Annotated in this window: 14 protein-coding genes and 1 pseudogene; 7 read left to right on the top strand and 8 right to left on the bottom strand. The window is 75.2% G+C overall.

From position 1 onward, the window contains the following. Positions 1–122 precede the first annotated feature (122 nt). Positions 123–3,908 (bottom strand): ABC transporter ATP-binding protein, encoded by a 3,786-nt coding sequence (locus LPA54_RS27915; protein WP_228982718.1) that lies wholly within the window; start codon positions 3,906–3,908, stop codon positions 123–125. A 382-nt stretch (positions 3,909–4,290) separates the two neighbouring features. Here LPA54_RS27915 and LPA54_RS27910 point away from each other — a divergent pair, with 382 nt between their 5' ends. Beyond that, positions 4,291–5,139: an endonuclease I family protein gene (locus LPA54_RS27910; RefSeq protein WP_228982716.1), complete on the top strand. Its 849-nt coding sequence runs from the start codon at positions 4,291–4,293 to the stop codon at positions 5,137–5,139. 129 nt (positions 5,140–5,268) lie between these two features. On the opposite strand, the gene LPA54_RS27905 is transcribed toward LPA54_RS27910, so the two are convergent. Continuing rightward, a complete protein-coding gene (locus LPA54_RS27905) occupies positions 5,269–6,975 on the bottom strand; it encodes a thiamine pyrophosphate-binding protein (RefSeq protein WP_228982712.1) in 1,707 nt (568 codons plus the stop codon). Between the two features lie 71 nt (positions 6,976–7,046). Continuing rightward, complete coding sequence (gene speB / locus LPA54_RS27900) at positions 7,047–8,027, bottom strand: agmatinase (protein ID WP_228982711.1); 981 nt, start codon at positions 8,025–8,027, stop codon at positions 7,047–7,049. 132 nt (positions 8,028–8,159) lie between these two features. On the opposite strand from speB, the gene LPA54_RS27895 reads away from it, so the two are divergent. Further along, on the top strand, positions 8,160–9,803 hold the full coding sequence (locus LPA54_RS27895) for a PucR family transcriptional regulator (protein ID WP_228982710.1): 1,644 nt from the start codon (positions 8,160–8,162) through the stop codon (positions 9,801–9,803). Between the two features lie 68 nt (positions 9,804–9,871). Here LPA54_RS27895 and LPA54_RS27890 read toward each other — a convergent pair whose 3' ends face one another. The 3 genes from LPA54_RS27890 to LPA54_RS27880 all read right to left on the bottom strand — a co-directional run bounded on the left by LPA54_RS27890 (position 9,872) and on the right by LPA54_RS27880 (position 11,975). Further along, a complete protein-coding gene (locus LPA54_RS27890) occupies positions 9,872–10,357 on the bottom strand; it encodes a hypothetical protein (protein WP_228982709.1) in 486 nt (161 codons plus the stop codon). Between the two features lie 190 nt (positions 10,358–10,547). Beyond that, positions 10,548–10,904 (bottom strand): hypothetical protein, encoded by a 357-nt coding sequence (locus tag LPA54_RS27885; protein WP_228982706.1) that lies wholly within the window; start codon positions 10,902–10,904, stop codon positions 10,548–10,550. 465 nt (positions 10,905–11,369) lie between these two features. After that, a complete protein-coding gene (locus LPA54_RS27880) occupies positions 11,370–11,975 on the bottom strand; it encodes a hypothetical protein (protein ID WP_228982705.1) in 606 nt (201 codons plus the stop codon). A gap of 171 nt (positions 11,976–12,146) precedes the next feature. On the opposite strand from LPA54_RS27880, the gene LPA54_RS27875 reads away from it, so the two are divergent. The 4 genes and pseudogenes from LPA54_RS27875 to LPA54_RS27860 form a co-directional block, all read left to right on the top strand. Beyond that, positions 12,147–13,370, top strand: a complete 1,224-nt coding sequence (locus LPA54_RS27875; protein ID WP_228982730.1) for a helix-turn-helix transcriptional regulator — start codon at positions 12,147–12,149, stop codon at positions 13,368–13,370. Between the two features lie 104 nt (positions 13,371–13,474). After that, positions 13,475–14,632 carry an acyl-CoA dehydrogenase family protein gene (locus tag LPA54_RS27870; protein ID WP_228982704.1) on the top strand — a complete coding sequence of 386 codons (1,158 nt, stop codon included), beginning with the start codon at positions 13,475–13,477 and terminating at the stop codon, positions 14,630–14,632. 5 nt (positions 14,633–14,637) lie between these two features. After that, positions 14,638–15,522, top strand: a complete 885-nt coding sequence (locus tag LPA54_RS27865; RefSeq protein WP_228982703.1) for an acyl-CoA thioesterase II — start codon at positions 14,638–14,640, stop codon at positions 15,520–15,522. A 78-nt stretch (positions 15,523–15,600) separates the two neighbouring features. Beyond that, positions 15,601–15,816, top strand: a pseudogene (locus LPA54_RS27860) (PIN domain-containing protein); the annotation flags it as partial. Between the two features lie 42 nt (positions 15,817–15,858). Here LPA54_RS27860 and LPA54_RS27855 read toward each other — a convergent pair. Then, on the bottom strand, positions 15,859–16,638 hold the full coding sequence (locus tag LPA54_RS27855; protein ID WP_228982702.1) for a phosphatase: 780 nt from the start codon (positions 16,636–16,638) through the stop codon (positions 15,859–15,861). Positions 16,639–16,857: 219 nt separating this feature from the next. On the opposite strand from LPA54_RS27855, the gene LPA54_RS27850 reads away from it, so the two are divergent. Then, a complete protein-coding gene (locus LPA54_RS27850; RefSeq protein WP_228982700.1) occupies positions 16,858–17,373 on the top strand; it encodes a hypothetical protein in 516 nt (171 codons plus the stop codon). A gap of 132 nt (positions 17,374–17,505) precedes the next feature. On the opposite strand, the gene LPA54_RS27845 is transcribed toward LPA54_RS27850, so the two are convergent. Next, positions 17,506–18,111: a TetR/AcrR family transcriptional regulator gene (locus LPA54_RS27845; protein WP_228982699.1), complete on the bottom strand. Its 606-nt coding sequence runs from the start codon at positions 18,109–18,111 to the stop codon at positions 17,506–17,508. Between the last annotated feature and the right edge of the window lie 32 nt (positions 18,112–18,143).

Raw genomic sequence — 18,143 nt, 5'->3', positions numbered from 1 at the left:
CGCTCATGCCCCGATTCCAGCGCGTCGGCGCGGCCGGGGCATGAGCGCGCGTACCCGGTGCGGCGCGGCCGCGTACTCAGTCGCCCCCTCCCCCAGGGCGCGGGGCCCGGGGGCCCCCGCCGTCAGGCGACGCGTTCCGGCTCGGGGCGGGGCTCCGGGTCGGCCTCGCCGGTGAAGGTGCGCCACAGCCGCGCGTAGTGGCCGTCACGGGCGAGGAGCTCGTCGTGGGTGCCGTCCTCGGCGACGCGCCCGCCGTCCATGACGACGACGCGGTCGGCGCGGGCCGCCGTGGTGAGGCGGTGGGCGACGACGAGGGTCGTACGGCGGCCCGCCAGCCGGTCGGTGGCCTGGTTGACCTGCGCCTCCGTCGCCAGATCGAGCGCCGCGGTCGCCTCGTCGAGCAGCAGCACGTCCGGGTCGACGAGCTCGGCCCGCGCCAGGGCGATCAGCTGCCGCTGGCCCGCGGAGAGGTTGCGGCCGCGCTCGGCGACCTCGTGCAGGTAGCCGCCGTCGAGGGTGGCGATCATGTCGTGGGCGCCGACCGCGCGGGCCGCGGCCTCCACCTCGGCGTCGCTCGCGCCGGGCCGCCCGTAGGCGATGGCGTCGCGCACGGTGCCGGGGAAGAGGTACGCCTCCTGCGGCACCACGCCGAGGCGGTGGCGGTACGCGGTGAGGTCCAGCTCCCGCAGGTCGGTGCCGTCGGCGGTGACGCGGCCGGCCGTCGGGTCGTAGAACCGCGCGACCAGCTTCACGAGCGTCGACTTGCCGGCGCCGGTCTCGCCGACGAAGGCGACCGTCTGCCCGGCGGGGATGCGCAGGTCGATCCCGGTGAGGGCCGGCTCGTCGCCGCCGTAGGCGAACGACACGTCCTCGAAGGCGATCTCGCCCTTGAGGGCGCGCACCGGCCGGGGGTCGGCCGCGGGGGCGGTGGAGGTGGGCTCGCGCAGCAGCTCCTGCATGCGGCCCAGCGACACGGACGCCTGCTGGTAGCCGTCGAAGACCTGCGACAGCTGCTGCACGGGCGCGAAGAACAGGTCGATGTAGAGGAGGTACGCGACGAGGGCGCCCGCCGTGAGGGTGCCCGCCTCGATGCGGCCGGCGCCGACGACGAGGACCGCGGCGGCGGCGAGCGACGACAGCAGCTGCACGAAGGGGAAGTACACGGAGATCAGCCACTGGCCGCGCACCCGCGCCTGGCGGTAGGCGAGGCTGCGCTCGGTGAACCGGGCGGCGCCCGACCGCTCCCCGCGGAAGGCCTGCACGATCCGCAGGCCGGCCACGGACTCCTGGAGGTCGGCGTTGACGACGCTGATCCGCTCGCGGGCCAGTTCGTACGCCCGGACGCTGGCCCGCCGGAAGAAGGCGGTGCCGACGACGAGCGGGGGCAGCGTGGCGAAGACGACGAGGGCGAGCTCCACGTCGATGACGACGAGGGCGACCATGATCCCGAAGAAGGTGACCACGGAGACGAAGGCGGTGACGAGCCCGGTCTGGAGGAACGTCGACAGGGCGTCGACGTCGGTGGTCATCCGGGTCATGATGCGCCCGGTCAGCTCGCGCTCGTAGTAGTCGAGCCCGAGCCGCTGGAGCTGGGCGAAGATCTTCAGGCGCAGCGCGTAGAGGACGCGTTCGCCGGTCCGCCCGGTCATCCTGACCTCGCCGGACTGGGCCGCCCACTGCACGGCGACCGTCAGCAGGGCGAGCGCGGACGCCGCCCAGACCGCGCCGAGCGCGAGCTGTGTGACGCCCTCGTCGATGCCGTGCCGGATCAGCACGGGCAGCAGCAGGCCCATGCCGGCGTCGACCGCCACGAGCAGCAGGCTGAAAAGGAGCGGCAGGCCGAAGCCGCGCAGCAGCCGGCGCAGCCCGTAGGACTCCTCGGGGCGTACCGCGCGGCCCTCGTCGACGTCGGGGGTGTCGTCGGCGGGGGGCAGCGCCGCGACCTGGGCGAGCAGTTCGGGTGTGGCGCCGGGGGTGGCGTCGTGGCCGGGGCCGGCCGCGTCGCGGTCCCACAAGGCGGGGGTGATGCCGCGTTCGGCGTCGAACTCGGCGTCGATCTCGTCCCGGACGGTGTGGTCGTCGGCCTCGTCGGCGGGGGTGCCGGCGGGCGGGGTGTGGCCGGGCGAGACGCCGCCGAGGCCGTCGGGGTCGGTGAGGAGGCGCCGGTACAGCGGCGAGCGGGCCTGGAGTTCGTCGTGGGTGCCGATGTCGGAGAGGCGGCCGCCGTCGAGGACGGCGATGCGGTCGGCGAGGGCGAGGGTGGAGCGCCGGTGTGCGATGAGGAGGGTGGTGCGGCCCGCCATCACGGACCGGAGCGCCTCGTGGATCTCGTGCTCGACGCGGGCGTCGACGGCGGAGGTGGCGTCGTCGAGGAGGAGCAGCCGGGGGTCGGTGAGGATGGCGCGGGCGAGGGCGATGCGCTGGCGCTGCCCGCCGGAGAGGGTGAGGCCGTGTTCGCCGACGGCGGTGTCGTACCCGTCGGGGAGGGCGGTGACGAACGCGTGGGCCTGGGCGGCGCGGGCGGCGGCCTCGACCTCCTCCGGTGTCGCGTCGGGCCGTCCGTAGGCGATGTTGGCGCGGACGGTGTCGGAGAAGAGGAAGCTGTCCTCCGGTACGAGTCCGACGGCGGCGCGCAGGGAGTGGAGGGTCAGTTCGCGCACGTCGTGGCCGCCGACGCGGACGGTGCCGCCGGTGGCGTCGTAGAAGCGGGGCACGAGGAGCGAGACGGTGGACTTGCCGCTGCCGGAGGCGCCGACGACGGCGACGGTCTCGCCGGGGCGGATGGTCAGCGAGAACCCGTCGAGGACGGGCCGCCCCTCCTCGTAGCCGAAGGAGACGTCGTCGAACTCGACGCCCACGGGGGCGTCGGGGTCCAGTGCGCGGCTGCCGTCGCGGATGACGGGCTCGGTGTCGATGAGGTCCAGCACCCGTTCGGCGCCGGCGCGGGCCTGCTGGCCGACGGTGAGGACCATGGCGAGCATGCGGACCGGGCCGACGAGCTGGGCGAGGTAGGTGGAGAAGGCGACGAACGTGCCGAGGGTGATCTCGCCGCGGGTCGCCAGCCAGCCGCCGAGGGCGAGCATGGCGACCTGGCCGAGCGCGGGCACGGCCTGGAGGGCGGGGGTGTAGCGGGCGTTCAGCCGGATGGTGCGCAGCCGGCCGGCGAACAGGGTCCGGCTCGCCTCGCGGAGCTTTCCGGTCTCCTGCTCCTCCTGGCCGAAGCCCTTGACGACGCGGACGCCGGTCACCGCTCCGTCGACGACCCCCGCGACGTGCCCGGCCTGCGCCTGGGCGTACCAGGTGGCGGGGTGGAGGCGGGTGCGGCTGCGCCGGGCGATGAACCACAGGGCGGGGGCCACGGCGAGGACGACGAGGGTGAGGGGCGGGGAGAGCCACGCCATGACGCCGAGGGAGATGAGGAAGAGCAGGACGTTCCCGAGGGTCATCGGGAGCATGAACAGCAGGCCCTGGATGAGCTGGAGGTCGCTGGTGGCGCGGCCGACGACCTGCCCGGTGGAGAGTTCGTCCTGGCGCCGCCCGTCGAGCCGGGTGATCGTCGCGTACATCTCGGTGCGCAGGTCGTGCTGGACGTCGAGGGCGAGGCGGCCGCCGTAGTAGCGGCGGACGTAGGTGAGGGCGTACACGGCGACGGCGGCGCCGATCAGGACGCCGATCCACGTGCCGAGGGAGCCGTCGCCCCCGCCGATCACGTCATCGATGACGATCTTGGTGATGAGCGGGACGAACGCCATGACGGCCATGCCGCCGAGTGACGACCCGAGGGCGAGGACGACGTCCAGCCGGTGCCGCCACGCGTACTGCCAGAGCCTCCCGGCCCAGCCCCGTTCCGCCGTCCGCTCCGGTTTCCGCCCCGGTTCGCGCTCCTGGTCCCCCGCCGCCGACACCACGTTCCGCGCCTCCCGTCTCCGCTGGTCTACCGGAAGGCACCAACAGGGACGGGTCCGATTTTCATCCCGGAGGGCGGCGGGTCGGGCGAGGTCCCTCCTTTCGGCCTAGGACCATCGGCGCCTCGCTCGGGCCCGCGGACCGTGGCGGGAGCGGCTCCGTCCTGCCGGCCAGGGTGGTCCGGCCTGTCACCGCTTTCCCCGGTACGGGCGATTCTCGGCCATTGCGACACGTCCATGACAAAGACACACGACCGCCGCACGACGTTCACGCGCCGGTGGCCATGTCCATGGCACTCTCCCCTCACCGCACGTCAACCCGCGTAGACCGCGCTCGACGAACCGCCCGTTCCCCCGTGACCCCACCTCGGGAAAGGACTCCCCCATGCCGTCTTCCCCGGCCGGAAACACCCGGCGCTGGACGGTCCCCGTCCTGGCCGTCGCCCTCCTCACCGGTATGGGCGTACCCGGCGCCACGGCGGCCACGGCCGCCCCGGCCCAGCGGCCCGCCCCGGCGGGCGCGACCGCCACCGCCGCCGTCGCCGCGTACGACGACACCTACTACGCCAACGCCGCCGGCAAGACCGGCGCGAGCCTCAAGAGCGCCCTGCACGGGATCATCCGCAACCAGACGAAGATCTCGTACTCGGCCGTCTGGACCGCCCTGAAGGAGACGGACCAGGACCCGGCGAACAGCGCCAACGTCCGCCTGCTCTACAGCGGCGCCTCCCGCAGCAAGGCCCTCAACGGCGGCGACGTCGGCGACTGGAACCGCGAGCACGTGTGGGCGCAGTCCCACGGCGACTTCGGCACCTCCGCCGGCCCCGGCACGGACCTGCACCACCTGCGGCCCGCCGACGTCCAGGTCAACGCCATCCGCGGCAACAAGGACTTCGACCTCGGCGGCAGCGCGGTCAGCGGCGCCCCCGGCAGCTACACGGACGCGAACTCCTTCGAGCCGCGCGCCGCCGACAAGGGCGACGTGGCCCGCATGATCCTGTACATGGCCGTCCGCTACGAGGGCACCGACGGCTGGCCGGACCTGGAGCCCAACGACACCGTCACCAACGGCAGCGCCCCGTACCACGGGCGGCTCTCCGTGCTGAAGCGGTGGAACGACGAGGACCCGCCGGACGCGTTCGAGCGCCGGCGCAACGACCTCATCCACAGCGCGTACCAGCACAACCGGAACCCGTTCATCGACCACCCGGAGTGGGTCGAGGCGATCTGGTGAGCCGGCGCGGGCACCCGCCCGCGCACGGCGGGCGGCGGGGTACGGGGAGGGGCGGCGCCCACCCGTGCCCCGCCGCGGCGCTTCGCCCCCGCCGGGGACGGCGCCGTGCCCGCCGGGGCCCGGACGGCGTCAGTCCGTGCCCGGGGCGGCGCCGCCGAGGTGTGTCGGGGCGAACAGGCGCAGGACCGCCGGCAGGACGACCACCGACGGGCCGGGGGCGGCGAGCGCCGCGGCCAGGTCGCGCTCCAGCGCCTCCGGGGACGTACGGACCGCCGGCACGCCGAAGGACTCGGCGAGGGCGACGAAGTCGGGCCGGGTCAGCTCCGTCCCGGTGGCGGCGCCGAAGGCGTCCGTCATGTACTCCCGCAGGACGCCGTAGCCGCCGTCGTCGACGATGAGCCACGTCACCGGCAGGTCGTGCTGGCGCGCCGTCGCCAGCTCCGCGATCGAGTACAGGGCGCCGCCGTCACCGGAGACCGCGAGGACCGGCCTGCCGCGGTCCGCCACGGCGGCGCCGAGGGCGGCGGGGTAGGCGTAGCCGAGGCCGCCCGCGCCCTGGGCGGAGTGCATGGCGCCGGGGCGCCGCGCGTCGAACGCCGACCACGCCCAGTACGCGAGGATCGTCATGTCCCAGAAGCTCGGCGACGTGTCGGGCAGGGCGCGGCGGACGGCGGCGAGGACGTCCTGTTCCAGGTCGAGGCCCTGCGCGTCGATCCGGGCGCGCACCTTCGCGAGCAGGGCGCGGACGCGCTCCTCGGCGGTCGGGTCGTGGCGCTCCCCGACGGTCTCCAGCAGGGCGGACAGCGCCAGGCGGGCGTCGGCGTGGATGCCGAGGGCGGGGTGGTTGGACTCCAGCTTGCCGAGGTCGGCCTCGATCTGCACGACCCGGCCGCGCGGCCGGAAGGTGTGGTAGTTCGAGGAGAGCTCGCCGAGGCCGGAGCCGACCACGAGGAGGACGTCGGCGTCCTCCAGGAACTCGGTGGTGTGCCGGTCCTCCAGCCAGGAGCGCAGCGACAGCGGGTGCTCCCACGGGAAGGCGCCCTTGCCGCCGAAGGTCGTCACGACGGGCGCCGACAGCCGCTCGGCGAGCGCGCGAAGCTTGCCCGAGGCGTCGGCCCGCACGACCCCGCCACCGGCGATGACCACCGGGCGTTCGGCGCGGGTGAGGAGGTCGGAGGCGACGGCCGTCAGCTCGGGGCGCGGCACGAGGTCGCGGGGGGTGGCGTCGACGGCCGTCACCACCGGCAGGCGGGCCGGGGCGGTCAGCACGTCCTGCGGGATCTCCACCCAGACGGGGCCGTGCGGGGCGGTCAGCGCCGACTCCCAGGCGGCGGCCACGGCCGAGGGGATCTGGGAGGCCGTGCGGACCGGGTGGACGGACTTCACGACGTCGCGGAAGGACGCCTGCTGGTCGCGCAGCTCGTGCAGGTAGCCGTGGCGGCCGCCGCCGATGCCGCGCACCGGCACCTGTGCGCCGATGGCGACCACGGGGGCGCCGGCCGCGGCGGCCTCCTGGAGGGCGGGCAGCGCCGTGAGGGCGCCCGGCCCGGCCGACAGCAGCAGCGGCGCCGCCTCGCCGGTGATCCGGCCGTAGGCGTCGGCGGCGAACGCGGCGTTGTTCTCGACGCGCAGGCCCACGTACTCCAGGTCGGAGCGGCGCAGCGCGTCGAACATGCCGAGCGCGTGCTGGCCGGGCAGCCCGAAGACGGTGGTCGCGCCGAGGCCGCGCAGGGTCTCGACGACCAGGTCGCCGCCGATCCGCCCGGGCGGGGGGTCGAGCGCGGCGGCGGTCTGCGCGGCGGTGGGGCGCAGCACCAGGTCGTGGTCGTGGGTCATCCGGTCTCCGGGCGGCTCGGTGCGGGGTCGCGGCGGCGGGCCGGCGCGGGCCGGCCCGCCGTCCCCGGAGACTACTGCGCGTCCGCCGCGCGGGCCGCGGCGATCTGCCGGGACATGATCGTGGTCAGCTCGTACGCGGTGTGCGACGCGGCGACCGAGGTGATCTCGGCGTGGTCGTAGGCGGGGGCGACCTCGACGACATCGGCCGAGACGAGGTTGCAGGAGGCGAGGCCGCGCAGGATCTCCAGCAGCTCGCGGGAGGTCATGCCGCCCGCCTCGGGGGTGCCGGTGCCGGGGGCGTGGGCCGGGTCGAGGCAGTCGATGTCGATGGAGATGTACAGCGGGCGGTCGCCGATGCGCTGGCGGAGCTGGTCGGCGACCTCGTCGGCGCCGCGGCGGTAGACGTCCGCGGAGGTGACGATGCCGAAGCCCATCTTCTCGTCGTCGGTGAGGTCCTGCTTGCCGTAGAGGGGGCCGCGGGTGCCGACGTGGGAGAGCGCCTCCGTGTCGAGGATGCCCTCCTCGACCGCCCGGCGGAACGGCGTGCCGTGGGTGTACTCGGCGCCGAAGTAGGTGTCCCACGTGTCGAGGTGGGCGTCGAAGTGGAGCAGGGCGACCGGGCCGTGCTTCTTCGCGACCGAGCGCAGCAGCGGCAGGGCGATGGTGTGGTCGCCGCCGAGGGTCATCAGGCGGGCGCCGGTGCCGAGGAGGTCGTCGGCGGCGGCCTCGACCGTCTCGACGGCCTCGTTGATGTTGAACGGGTTGACCGCGATGTCGCCGCCGTCGGCGACTTGCGCGAGGGCGAAGGGGGAGGCGTCCTGCGCCGGGTTGTACGGGCGCAGGAGGCGGGAGGCCTCGCGGATGGCGTTGCCGCCGAAGCGGGCGCCGGGGCGGTAGGAGACGCCGGAGTCGAAGGGCACGCCGACGACGGCGACGTCGGCGGTGCCGACCTCGTCCAGGCGCGGCAGCCGGGCGAAGGTGGCCGGGCCGGCGTAGCGCGGGACGCGGGAGGAGTCGATGGGGCCGCGGGGCGTGCCGCTGGTGCTGCTCATGTGGGGTGCCTTCTTTCCTGCGCTCGCGCCGCCCGTCGCACGGCGCCCATGAGAACGACGGTACGGGCGCGGCCGGACCGGCAGAAGTGTACGTTTCCTCCATCGGAGCGTCCTGGAGTGGAGGAAACGTCCATGGTGGAGCCGCTGGTGCCGTTCGCGCCGCCGGTCCGGTTGGCGGCGCTGCTGGACCGGGCGGAGCTGGGGCTGCGGCTGGTCGCCGGGGACCCGGCCGCCGAGCTGCACTGGGTGCACACCTCGGAGATGGCCGATCCGTACCCCTACCTGCTCGGCGGTGAGCTGCTGCTCACGGCCGGCGTGCAGCTCGACGACCCGGAGCGGTTCGTGGCGCGGGCCGCGCGGGCGGGCGCGGCGGCGCTGGGCTTCGGGGTGACGCCGGTGTACGACACGGTGCCGGGCGCCCTGGTCGAGGCGTGCGGGCGGCACGGGCTGCCGCTGGTCGAGGTGGAGCCGGGGACGACGTTCGCGGCGGTGGCGCGGGCGGTGTGGCGGCTGATGGCGGACGCCCGCCACCACGAGCTGCGCCGGGTGGCGGACGCCCAGCGGGCGCTGGCCGCGGCGGCGGCGCGCCCGGCCCCCGTGCCGGCGGTGCTGCGGGCGCTGGCGGCGCACCTGGGCGGGCGGGCCGCGCTGTACGCGCCGGACGGCGGCGAGTACGCGGCGGCCGGCCGCGCCCTCGGCCCCCGGGAGGCGTCGGCGCTGGCCCGGCTGGTGGGCGTGGTGACGGGCGGGGCGGGCCCGGGGGGCGCGGCCGGTTCGGCGGACCCGGGTGGCGCGGCGGGTCCGGCGGACTCGGGGCGCCCGGGAGGTTCGGCGGACTCGGGGCGCCCGGCAGGCGGTACGGGCGGTACGGGCGGTGCCGGGCCGTCACCGGGGGCCGCCGCGGAGGTACGGCGGCCCGCGTCGGCGGCGGAGGGGCCGGACGGGCCCGGCGGGGCGCGGCTCGTGGCGTACGCGCTGGGCAGCGGGCGGGAGGGGCTGACGCTCGGCCTGGCCATGGCCCGGCACGAGGAGGCGGACCGGCGGATCGCCGAGACCGCGATGGTGCTGCTGTCACTGCTGACCGCCCCCCACCAGGGCGCCGACGAGGCCACCCGGTCGGCGGCGCTGGTACGGCTCCTGCTGGGCGCCGACCCCGCCGACGTGGCCCCGCTGCTCGGCGCGGCCCCGTGGACGGTGGTGCACGCCCGGTCCACCGACCCGCAGGCCCCGCCGCCCGCCCTGGGCAGCCCGCTGGTGGACGGCGGCCCGGAGGGAGCCGACCCCGCGAGCCCGGCGCGGGCGCGGACCGTGCGGGTGCTGCTGCCGGCCGGGCGGGAGGCGGCTGCGTACCCGGGGTGGACGCTGGGGGTGAGCGCCCCGGCCGCGCCGGCGGCCCTGGCGGCGGCGGACGCGCAGGCGGCCCGCGCGCTGCGCCGGGCCGAGCCCACGCACCGGCCGCTGGCCCGCCACCGCGCGGGCGGCTTCGCCGCGCTGGTGGACGACGAGGAGGCCGCGGCCCACGCCCGCACCCTGCTGGGCCCGCTGCTGGACGCCCCCGTCCTGGTGGAGACGCTGCGGGTGTGGCTCTCCCTGCACGGAGGCTGGGACCGCACCGCGGCGGCGCTGGGCGTGCACCGCAACACCGTCCGCCAGCGCGTCGCCCGCTGCGCGGCACTGCTGGACACGGACCTGGAGGACCCGGACGTGCGGATGGAGCTCTGGTTCGCCCTGCGGGCGGCGGGGCCCCCGGAGGCAGGCCGGCCCCCCACGGACTGAAGGACCCGCGCCCCGCGCACCGGCGCGCCACACGGTGCGGGAGTCGCCGGCGGGGTCCGTACGGGCGGTCACCGGAGGACGCCGCTGCGCCTGCCCTCGTCGAGCAGGGCCCGCACCAGGGCGGGCTTGGCTCCCGGCGCCACGAACCAGAGGGGCGCGGCGGCGCCCCTGAGGATCTCGACGCGGTGGCAGGCCACGACGAGACCCGCCACCGCCTGCTGCCGCACCCCGGTCACCTCGCTCCACGCCACCGAGTCGCGTATCCGCCCGAACAGGTCGGTGACGGCCACGCCGTCCGCGCACAGGTAGCACCTGTTGACGCCGAGCGGACGGGTCAGCCGTCGCCATCCGAACTTCAGGGCGTACACCGCGGCCACCACGGCGGTCGCGACGGCGGCGTTCCCGTCGACCGCGGAGGGGTTGACGAGGGTGGTGACGAGCAGGGCGCCCCAGATGAGCAACAGGAACCCCCTCGCCATCTGCGCCACGGTGCCCAGCGCCGGATTGACGACGGCGTGGTCGCCGCGCACCGCACCGCGCCCCAGGCCGGCCACTCTGTTCCCCGCTGAAGCCCCCACTGACGCCCCCTCCGTCGAAGCCGGATCCGCCCGCGTGACCCGCGCGCGGCAGGACAGGGCATACCCGCGCCGCCGACGCCGAGAAACCGCGTGGCCCCGGGCCCGCGCACCTGTGCAGCGGTTCTCGCCGCCCGGTCGGACCCGGGCGGCGAGAACCGCCGAGTGGTCAGCTCGGCCGGTCCGTCGCGGGCGGCTCCTGCGCGGCGGGCTCACCTCGCCCGACGGTCATGGACCACTGCACCGTGGACGGAGCCTGGACGGTCACCGTCCCCTCGCGTTCCACGCCCGCCACCTCGACCTGGTGGTGAAGGGTCTTCACCTTGCCGGAGCCGCACTCGACCGGGAAGACGACATCGACCGCGTCGACCTTCACCTGGATGGTGCCCGCTCCCTCGCAGCGCACGCCGACGATCAGAGCGTCGCCTTCGGCTCCGCTGTCGTACGCGAAGCCGGCGTTGCCACGAGTGACCTGCTGACGGCCGGCGAGCTTCTCGGTGCCGTCCAGCTCGGGCGGCTGCTGCACCGACGGCGACGCGGCCGAACCCGAAGGCGGTGTCGGTGACGGCGCCGTGGCCCGTGCGGTGGTGGCGTCGGAGGAAGGCGAAGCTTTCGCACCCTCCCGGCTTTCGGTACATGCGCCGGCGGACAGCAGGACCGCCGCGGCGGCAATGCCCAGTCCCATCGGCTTGCGGCGTGTCACGTCGATCCTCCCGGATGGCCCAGCCGACCCGGCGGGGGGTGTGAAGGATGGGCGCGGCGCGCGAAGCGGCCCCCGATCCGAACCCACCGGCGGCGCCTGCCCCTCGACCAGCCCTGTCTCGCGTCAGTTCTCGTTCCTCGCGCGGTGACCGCACATCGGCCGTGCGGAACCTCGGCAGCATGCCGGCCCCTCCCCGCCCCCGGCGTGGTGGGTGGGCACGACAGCGGCGCGCCCGGGTTCCGGCCGCGCCGCTGTCGTGCCGTGGTCGGCCCTCGGGGGAGCCCCCGGTCAGTGGAGCTTGTTGACGGCGGTCTTCGTCGTGGTGCGGAAGGCGGTCAGCGGGGCGTCCTTGAGGTCGCCCATCTGGCCCCAGCGGACGAGGGTGACGGTGCGGCCGTCGCGGCCGACGGCGAACAGGTGGATGTCGCTGTTGCCGACTCGCGGGTCGGCGGTGTCCAGGCTGTAGACCCAGGCGCCCTCCTCGACGGCGATCTTGCCGTGGTAGCCGCTGACGGCCTGCATTCCCGGGTTCTGCTGCTTCAGCTGGGTGCCGCAGACGGCGAGGGACTTGCGCAGGGTGTCGACCAGCTTCACGGCGTCGGCCTCGGTGCGGGCGACGTTGGTGATCTGGACGCCGTAGGCGTCGAGCTCGTTGCTGAAGTCGCGGTAGCTGCTGTTCTGCGCCGGGATCTTGTACGGGGCGCAGAGGGTGCCACCGTTCTCCGGGACGCCGGCGAAGACCTTGGAGGCGGTCCACGGCGTCGACGACTTCGGCATCTCGGAGGCGGTGAGGAAGCCGGGCTGGGCAGCGGCCTGCGCCGGGGCCGTGGCGAGGGCCGCGAGACCCAGGGCGGCAGCGGCGGCGGTGGCGAGTGCGGTACGGAGCTTGTTCATGGCGGTGGATCCCCCGTCGGGTCGTTCGTTCGTTCGGTCAGTGCTCAACCAGCGTGGGGCCGGCGCCCGCCATCTGCAACGATCACACGCCCACCATCCGTCCCGGAACCATTCCACCCCCGCTGACGTGCAAGGACGTGAAGGATGGGACGCAGGGTCGAGGGGGATGGAATGCCGAAGGACGCCACCGTCGAGGAGTTCGCGGGGCTGGTGCGCGCGCTGAAGGCGCGGGACGGGAGGAGTTACGAGGCGCTGGGCCGGCGCCTGAGCGTCAGCGCGTCCACCCTGCACCGCTACTGCTCCGGCGCGACCGTCCCGGAGGAGTTCGGCGTGATCGACCGCCTGGCCGTGCTGTGCGGGGCGGACGAGGAGGAACGGCGGGCCCTGGAGGCGGCCTGGACGGAGGCGGACCGCGCCCGCCGCCGAGCGGCCTCGCCCGTGCCCTCGCGTACGCCTGTGCCGGCCGCGCCGGAACCGAACCCGGCCGCGCCGGAACCGAACCCGGCCGCGGCGGAACCGAGCCCGGAACCGGCCGCGCCGGAACCGGGCCCCACCCCCGCCCCGGAACCGACCGCGCCCAAGGCGCCCCGCGCCCGCACCCGTCGTGTCGCCCCCGCTCCCCTCCTCGTCGCCGCCGCCGTCGCCCTCGTCGTGCTCGCCCTCGCCGCCGCCCTGCTCGGCAACCCCACCCGTACGGCTTCCGCTCCCGCTCCCGCTGCCACCCCTCCGGGGCGGACCGCGGCCCCCCTCCCCTTCACCTGGACCGTCGGCTCCCAGCTCTGGCAGGGCGGCTGCGGGCACACCTACCTCGTGGACCGGGCCCCCCGCGCGGTCGCCCCGCCGCCGGTCGCGGCCGACTCCGGGGCGTGGGCCGGGACGCACGGTGCCGTGCACGGCGGGGAGGCGCTGGTGCGGATCACGCTCCAGGGCCGGTCGCCGTCCGACGCCGTCGTCCTCCAGGCCCTGCACGTGCGCGTGGTCGACCGGGCCGCTCCGCTGCCGTGGAACGCGTACCGGATGGACAACGGCTGCGGCGGCGCCGTCACCCCGCGCCACTTCGCCGTGGACCTGGACCGGCCGCGCCCGCTCGCGAGGCCCGTCGACGGCGTCGACGCCTCCGGCGCCGAGGTCCGGACGATCCCGGCCGTCTCCTTCCCCTACAAGGTCACCTCCTCCGATCCCGAGGAGCTGCTCGTCTCCGCCCGGACGGCGGGCTGCGACTGCCGCTGGTACCTGGAGCTGGAGTGGAGCGCCGGGGGCCGTTCGGGGACGGCGCGGATCACGGACGGCGGGAAGCCCTTCCGCACGAGCGGGACCCGAGGGAGGCCGGCGTACGTGTACGACTCCGTGGAAGGGCTCTGGATCACAGACGCGGAGTCTGGACAGACCGGGTGACCGGTAAGTAACTTCGACTGACACAGGCTGAGCAAGCGCTTAGGCACATGCCGGAGCGTCGGAGTGACCGGCCGGACCAGGACAGGAACCGAAGGAGGCGGCTCGTGCGCCGTACCGTATTCAACGAGGACCACGAGGCGTTCCGGGAGACCATCCGCGCCTTCATCGAGGCCGAGGTCGTCCCCGTCTACGACGAGTGGTTCGCCGCCGGCCAGGCGCCGCGCGACTTCTACCACAAGCTCGGTGAGCTGGGCGTCTTCGGCATCAACGTCCCCGAGGAGTTCGGCGGCGCGGGCCTGGACACGCACAAGTTCGAGGCGGTGCTCTACGAGGAGACGGCCCGCGCGGGCGTCATCTTCGGCGGCTCCGGCGTCCACGTCCTGCTCGCCCTGCCGTACCTCAAGATGCTCGCCACCGACGAGCAGAAGAAGCGGTACCTGCCGAAGTTCGTCTCCGGCGAGGAGATGTGGGCGCTGGCGATGACCGAGCCGGGCACCGGCTCGGACGTCGCCGGCATGAAGACCACCGCGAAGCTCTCCGAGGACGGCTCGCACTACGTCCTCAACGGCGCCAAGACGTTCATCACCGGCGGCGTCCACGCCGACCGCGTGATCGTCTGCGCCCGCACCTCGGCCCCGTCCGCGGAGGACCGCCGCTTCGGCATCTCCCTCTTCGCCGTCGACACCAAGTCCGAGGGCTACTCCGTCGGGCGCAAGCTGGACAAGCTGGGCCTGCGCACCTCCGACACCGCCGAGCTGGCGTTCGTCGACGTGAAGGTGCCGGCCGAGGACCTGCTCGGCGAGGAGGGCAAGGGCTTCTCGTACCTGGGCCACAACCTCGCCTCCGAGCGCTGGGGCATCGCCTTCGGCGCGTACGCGCAGGCCAAGGCAGCGATCCGGTTCGCGCAGCAGTACGTGACCGACCGCACGGTCTTCGGCAAGCCGGTCGCGCACTTCCAGAACACCAAGTTCGAGCTGGCCGCCTGCCAGGCCGAGGTCGACGCCGCGCAGGCCGTCGCCGACCGCGCCCTGGAGGCCCTGGACGCGGACGAGCTGACCCCGGCCGAGGCCGCCAGCGCCAAGCTCTTCTGCACCGAGGTCGCCCACCGCGTCATCGACCGCTGCCTCCAGCTGCACGGCGGCTACGGCTACATGAACGAGTACCCGATCGCCCGCCTGTACGCGGACAACCGCGTCAACCGCATCTACGGCGGCACCAGCGAGATCATGAAGTCGATCATCGCCAAGTCGATGGGCCTGTAACACCGGTGACCGCAAGCGCGCAGCCGCTCGACGACCTGCTCGACCTGCTCGACCTGGAGCGGATCGAGCAGGACATCTTCCGTGGCGAGTCCCGCGCGGCGATCGTCCCGCGCGTCTTCGGCGGCCAGGTCGCGGCCCAGGCACTGGTCGCGGCCGGCCGCACGGTCCCGGCGGACCGGCCCGCCCACTCCCTGCACGCGTACTTCCTGCGCCCGGGGGACCCGGGCGCGCCGATCGTCTACACCGTGGACCGGATCCGCGACGGCCGCTCGTTCACCACGCGCCGGGTCGTCGCGGTCCAGCACGGCCAGCCGATCTTCCACCTGTCGGCGTCGTTCCAGGTGTACGAGGAGGGGCTGGAGCACCAGACGGACATGCCGCCGGCGCCGGACCCGGAGACGCTGCCGACGGGCGCCGAGCTGCTCCCCCGGTACGCGGACCGTTTCGTGGCGCCGGACGCCCTGGACCGCCTGCTGGAGGCGCGTGCGGCGGTGGACCTGCGGTACGTCGAGGAACCCCCGTACGGCACGGCGGGCACGCCCCGGGAGCCGCGCTCCCAGGTGTGGTTCCGCACCGACGGCAAGCTCGCCGACGACCCGCTGCTGCACGTGTGCCTGGCGACGTACGTCTCCGACATGACGCTGCTCGACTCGGTCCTGCTCGCCCACGGGCGGGGCGGGTGGGCGGTCGGCGACGTGGTGGGCGCGTCCCTGGACCACGCGATGTGGTTCCACCGGCCGTTCCGCGCGGACGAATGGCTCCTGTACGACCAGGAGTCCCCGTCCTCGTCGGGCGGCCGCGGCCTGGGCCAGGCCCGCATCTACACCCGGGACGGCCGCCTGGCGATCACGGTCATCCAGGAGGGCCTGATCCGCGTCCCGCGCGGCTGACCCGCGGCGGCGCCCGCCCACCCGGTGGCGGCGCCCGCCCACCCGGTGGCGTCGCCCGCCCCCGCGGGGCGGGCACCCCCCGCCCCCGACGGGGTGTACCAGCGGGCAGGCGCCGTGCAGCGGGCGCTCACGGAGCGCGGCGAGCACCGCGGCGCCGGGCCGGTCGACCTGCTCGTCGCCGCCACGGCCGAGCTGTCGGGGCTCACCGTCCTGCACTACGACGCGGACTTCGAGACGGTGGCGCGGGCCACCGGGCAGGCGACGGCGTGGGTGGCGCCCCCGGGCGGCCGGTGAGCGGCCGCCCCGCCGGGCGCCGGGCGACGGGGCCCGGACTGCTCAGAGCAGGCCCGCCGCGTTCAGGAGGTACTGGGTCATCGGCTCGTAGAAGCGCGGGTCCACGACGTGGTCGTCGAGGGGGACGGTGACCTGGAGGGTGCCCTCCGCCTCGGCGACGAAGAGCGCCGGGTCGTTGGAGTCGGCGTAGCCGACGGTGTCGATGCCGCGCTGGGCGGCGCGGCCGGCCCAGCCGTGGTCGGCGACGACCAGGTCGGGCAGCGGCTGGTCCAGGGCGCGCAGCCCGTCGAGTACGGCGTTCATCGGCTCGGGCGAGTGGGTGTGCCACAGGGTGGCGCCGCGCTCGAAGACCGCGACGTCGGCGAACTGCACGACGCAGCCCTCGTCGGCGTGCAGGCCGCCGGGGATCCGTACGACGTCGCACCCGGCGGCGCGCAGCGCGGCGGCGGTGCGGCTGTGCACGTCGAGGAGCGCGCCGGGGTGGCCGGTCGCGAACAGGACGCGTTCCCGGCCGGCGGCGGCCTTGCGCAGGCGGGCCGCCATCCGGTCCAGGGCGTCGACGGTCAGTTCCGGGTCGATGGTGTCCTGCCCGGCGCGGTGGGCGGGGTCGTCGATCACGCCGCAGCGCTCGGCCATCACGGCGAGGACGTCCTGCTCGTCGGTCCAGCGGTCGCCCAGCTCCAGACCCAGCCAGTAGTGGCGGTCGCCGTTCGCCAGCTTGCGGTAGTGGGAGAGGTTGTTGTCGCGGGGCGTGGCGACGTCGCCCGCGATGCGCGTGCGGACGAGGTGCTCGACGAGGGCGGGGCGGCTGGGTATCGGCATCCCCCCATTGTGCCGCCCGGTACGGCGCGTGGCCGAGCCGTTCCGGGGCGTGGACGGCCGTGGGTTCGACGGTCCGCGCCGATTGTAGGGAAAACGCCCCGGAACGGCCCCGCGGCCGGGCAGACTGGGCGCCGGCCACCCCCCTCGCTCCCGGGACGCGCGGTCCCGGACCGGCCGGGCCGCCACGCGCCCCGGCACCGCAGCAAGAAGGGCACCTCTTTGAACCGTGCGACACGCGCCGCCGCCCTGGCGACGGCCGCGCTCTGCCTCGCCGCCCTGCCGTCGATCGGCCACGCCGCCTCCACGACGGGCTCCCTGATGGTCACGCACGTGCGGCCCAACGCCGCCGGCGCGGACACGAAGGACGGCCGGCAGGTCAACGTCAACGGCGAGTACTTCGTCATCAAGAACGTCACGGCGCGGGCGGTGAACACCGGCGGCCACGTCCCGGACATCACGTCCAACACCTACGGCCGGGCCCTGCCCTCGTACAGCCTGCCGGCGGGCGCGCGGGCCTACGTGCACACCGGCAGCGGCACGAACCACCGGGACAGCGCCGGCTGGCACCACATCTACCGCGGGTACGCCCGGCACGTCCTGCCCAACGAGGCCGGCACGCGCAACCCCGACCTGCGGCTGAAGAAGCCCGGCAGCCGGGACGACAACACCTCGGCCGGCTCCCTCTCGGCGTGCAACTGGGGCTCGGCCCGGGACGCCACCACGTACGCCTGCTGATCCGGGCGCGGCCCGCGAGGCCGGTCGGGCGGTGCACCCGCCCGGCCGGCCTCCGCCGTACCCGGCGCGGGTCGGGGCACGGCGGTCACCCGGGGGGCGTACGGCGGGCCCGGGGGCGGGCGCCCGGTCCCGTCAGGCGCCCCGCACGCCCGTGCCCGCCGCGGCGAAGGCGCCCCGGGCGAGGCGGTGGAGCAGGGCGGCCGTGCTTCCGTGGCTGGTGAGGGCGCCGGCGGGGCCGAGGTGCGGGGTGGAGTTGAGCAGGCCGAACACCGCGTGGACGGCGGCGCGGGCGTCGGGCTCCCCCAGCTCGGGGTAGGTGGCGCGGACGGCGTCGACCCACAGTTCGACGTACTGCCGCTGGAGCTGGCGGACCCGCTTGCGGTCGGTGTCGCGGAGGCGGTCCAGCTCGCGGTCGTGCAGAGTGATCAGCGAGCGGTCGTTGAGCGCGAAGTCGATGTGCCCGTCGATGAGCGCGGCGAGCAGCGCGCGCGGGTCGCCGTCGGACTCGGCCACGCGGCGGCGGCCGCCGTCGAGGAGCCGTTCGCTGATGCCGACGAGCAGCTCGGCGAGCATGGCGTCCTTGCCGGCGAAGTGCCGGTAGAGGCCGGGGCCGCTGATGCCGACCGCCGCGCCTATCTCGTCGACGCCCACGCCGTGGAAGCCGCGCTCGGCGAAGAGGCGCGCGGCCTCCTTGAGGATCTGCTCGCGGCGGGTCGGGGCGTCGGTCCTGGTGGTCATGGATCGATTCTAGACAACGCGGTTAGCGCTCG

Source organism: Streptomyces sp. DH12 (genome assembly GCF_020873895.1).
Lineage (GTDB): Bacteria > Actinomycetota > Actinomycetes > Streptomycetales > Streptomycetaceae > Streptomyces.
The sequence above is the reverse complement of the archived record's forward strand: the minus strand, read 5'-3'. Positions and strand labels throughout refer to the sequence as shown.

Bases quoted from the DNA above. Each gene is read 5' to 3' on its own strand.
- LPA54_RS27875 (WP_228982730.1), top strand. From the start codon at position 12,147: ATGCCGAAGGACGCCACCGTCGAGGAGTTCGCGGGGCTGGTGCGCGCG.
- LPA54_RS27895 (WP_228982710.1), top strand. From the start codon at position 8,160: ATGGTGGAGCCGCTGGTGCCGTTCGCGCCGCCGGTCCGGTTGGCGGCG.
- LPA54_RS27910 (WP_228982716.1), top strand. From the start codon at position 4,291: ATGCCGTCTTCCCCGGCCGGAAACACCCGGCGCTGGACGGTCCCCGTC.
- speB (WP_228982711.1), bottom strand. From the start codon at position 8,027: ATGAGCAGCACCAGCGGCACGCCCCGCGGCCCCATCGACTCCTCCCGC.
- LPA54_RS27880 (WP_228982705.1), bottom strand. From the start codon at position 11,975: ATGAACAAGCTCCGTACCGCACTCGCCACCGCCGCCGCTGCCGCCCTG.
- LPA54_RS27905 (WP_228982712.1), bottom strand. From the start codon at position 6,975: ATGACCCACGACCACGACCTGGTGCTGCGCCCCACCGCCGCGCAGACC.
- LPA54_RS27845 (WP_228982699.1), bottom strand. From the start codon at position 18,111: ATGACCACCAGGACCGACGCCCCGACCCGCCGCGAGCAGATCCTCAAG.
- LPA54_RS27855 (WP_228982702.1), bottom strand. From the start codon at position 16,638: ATGCCGATACCCAGCCGCCCCGCCCTCGTCGAGCACCTCGTCCGCACG.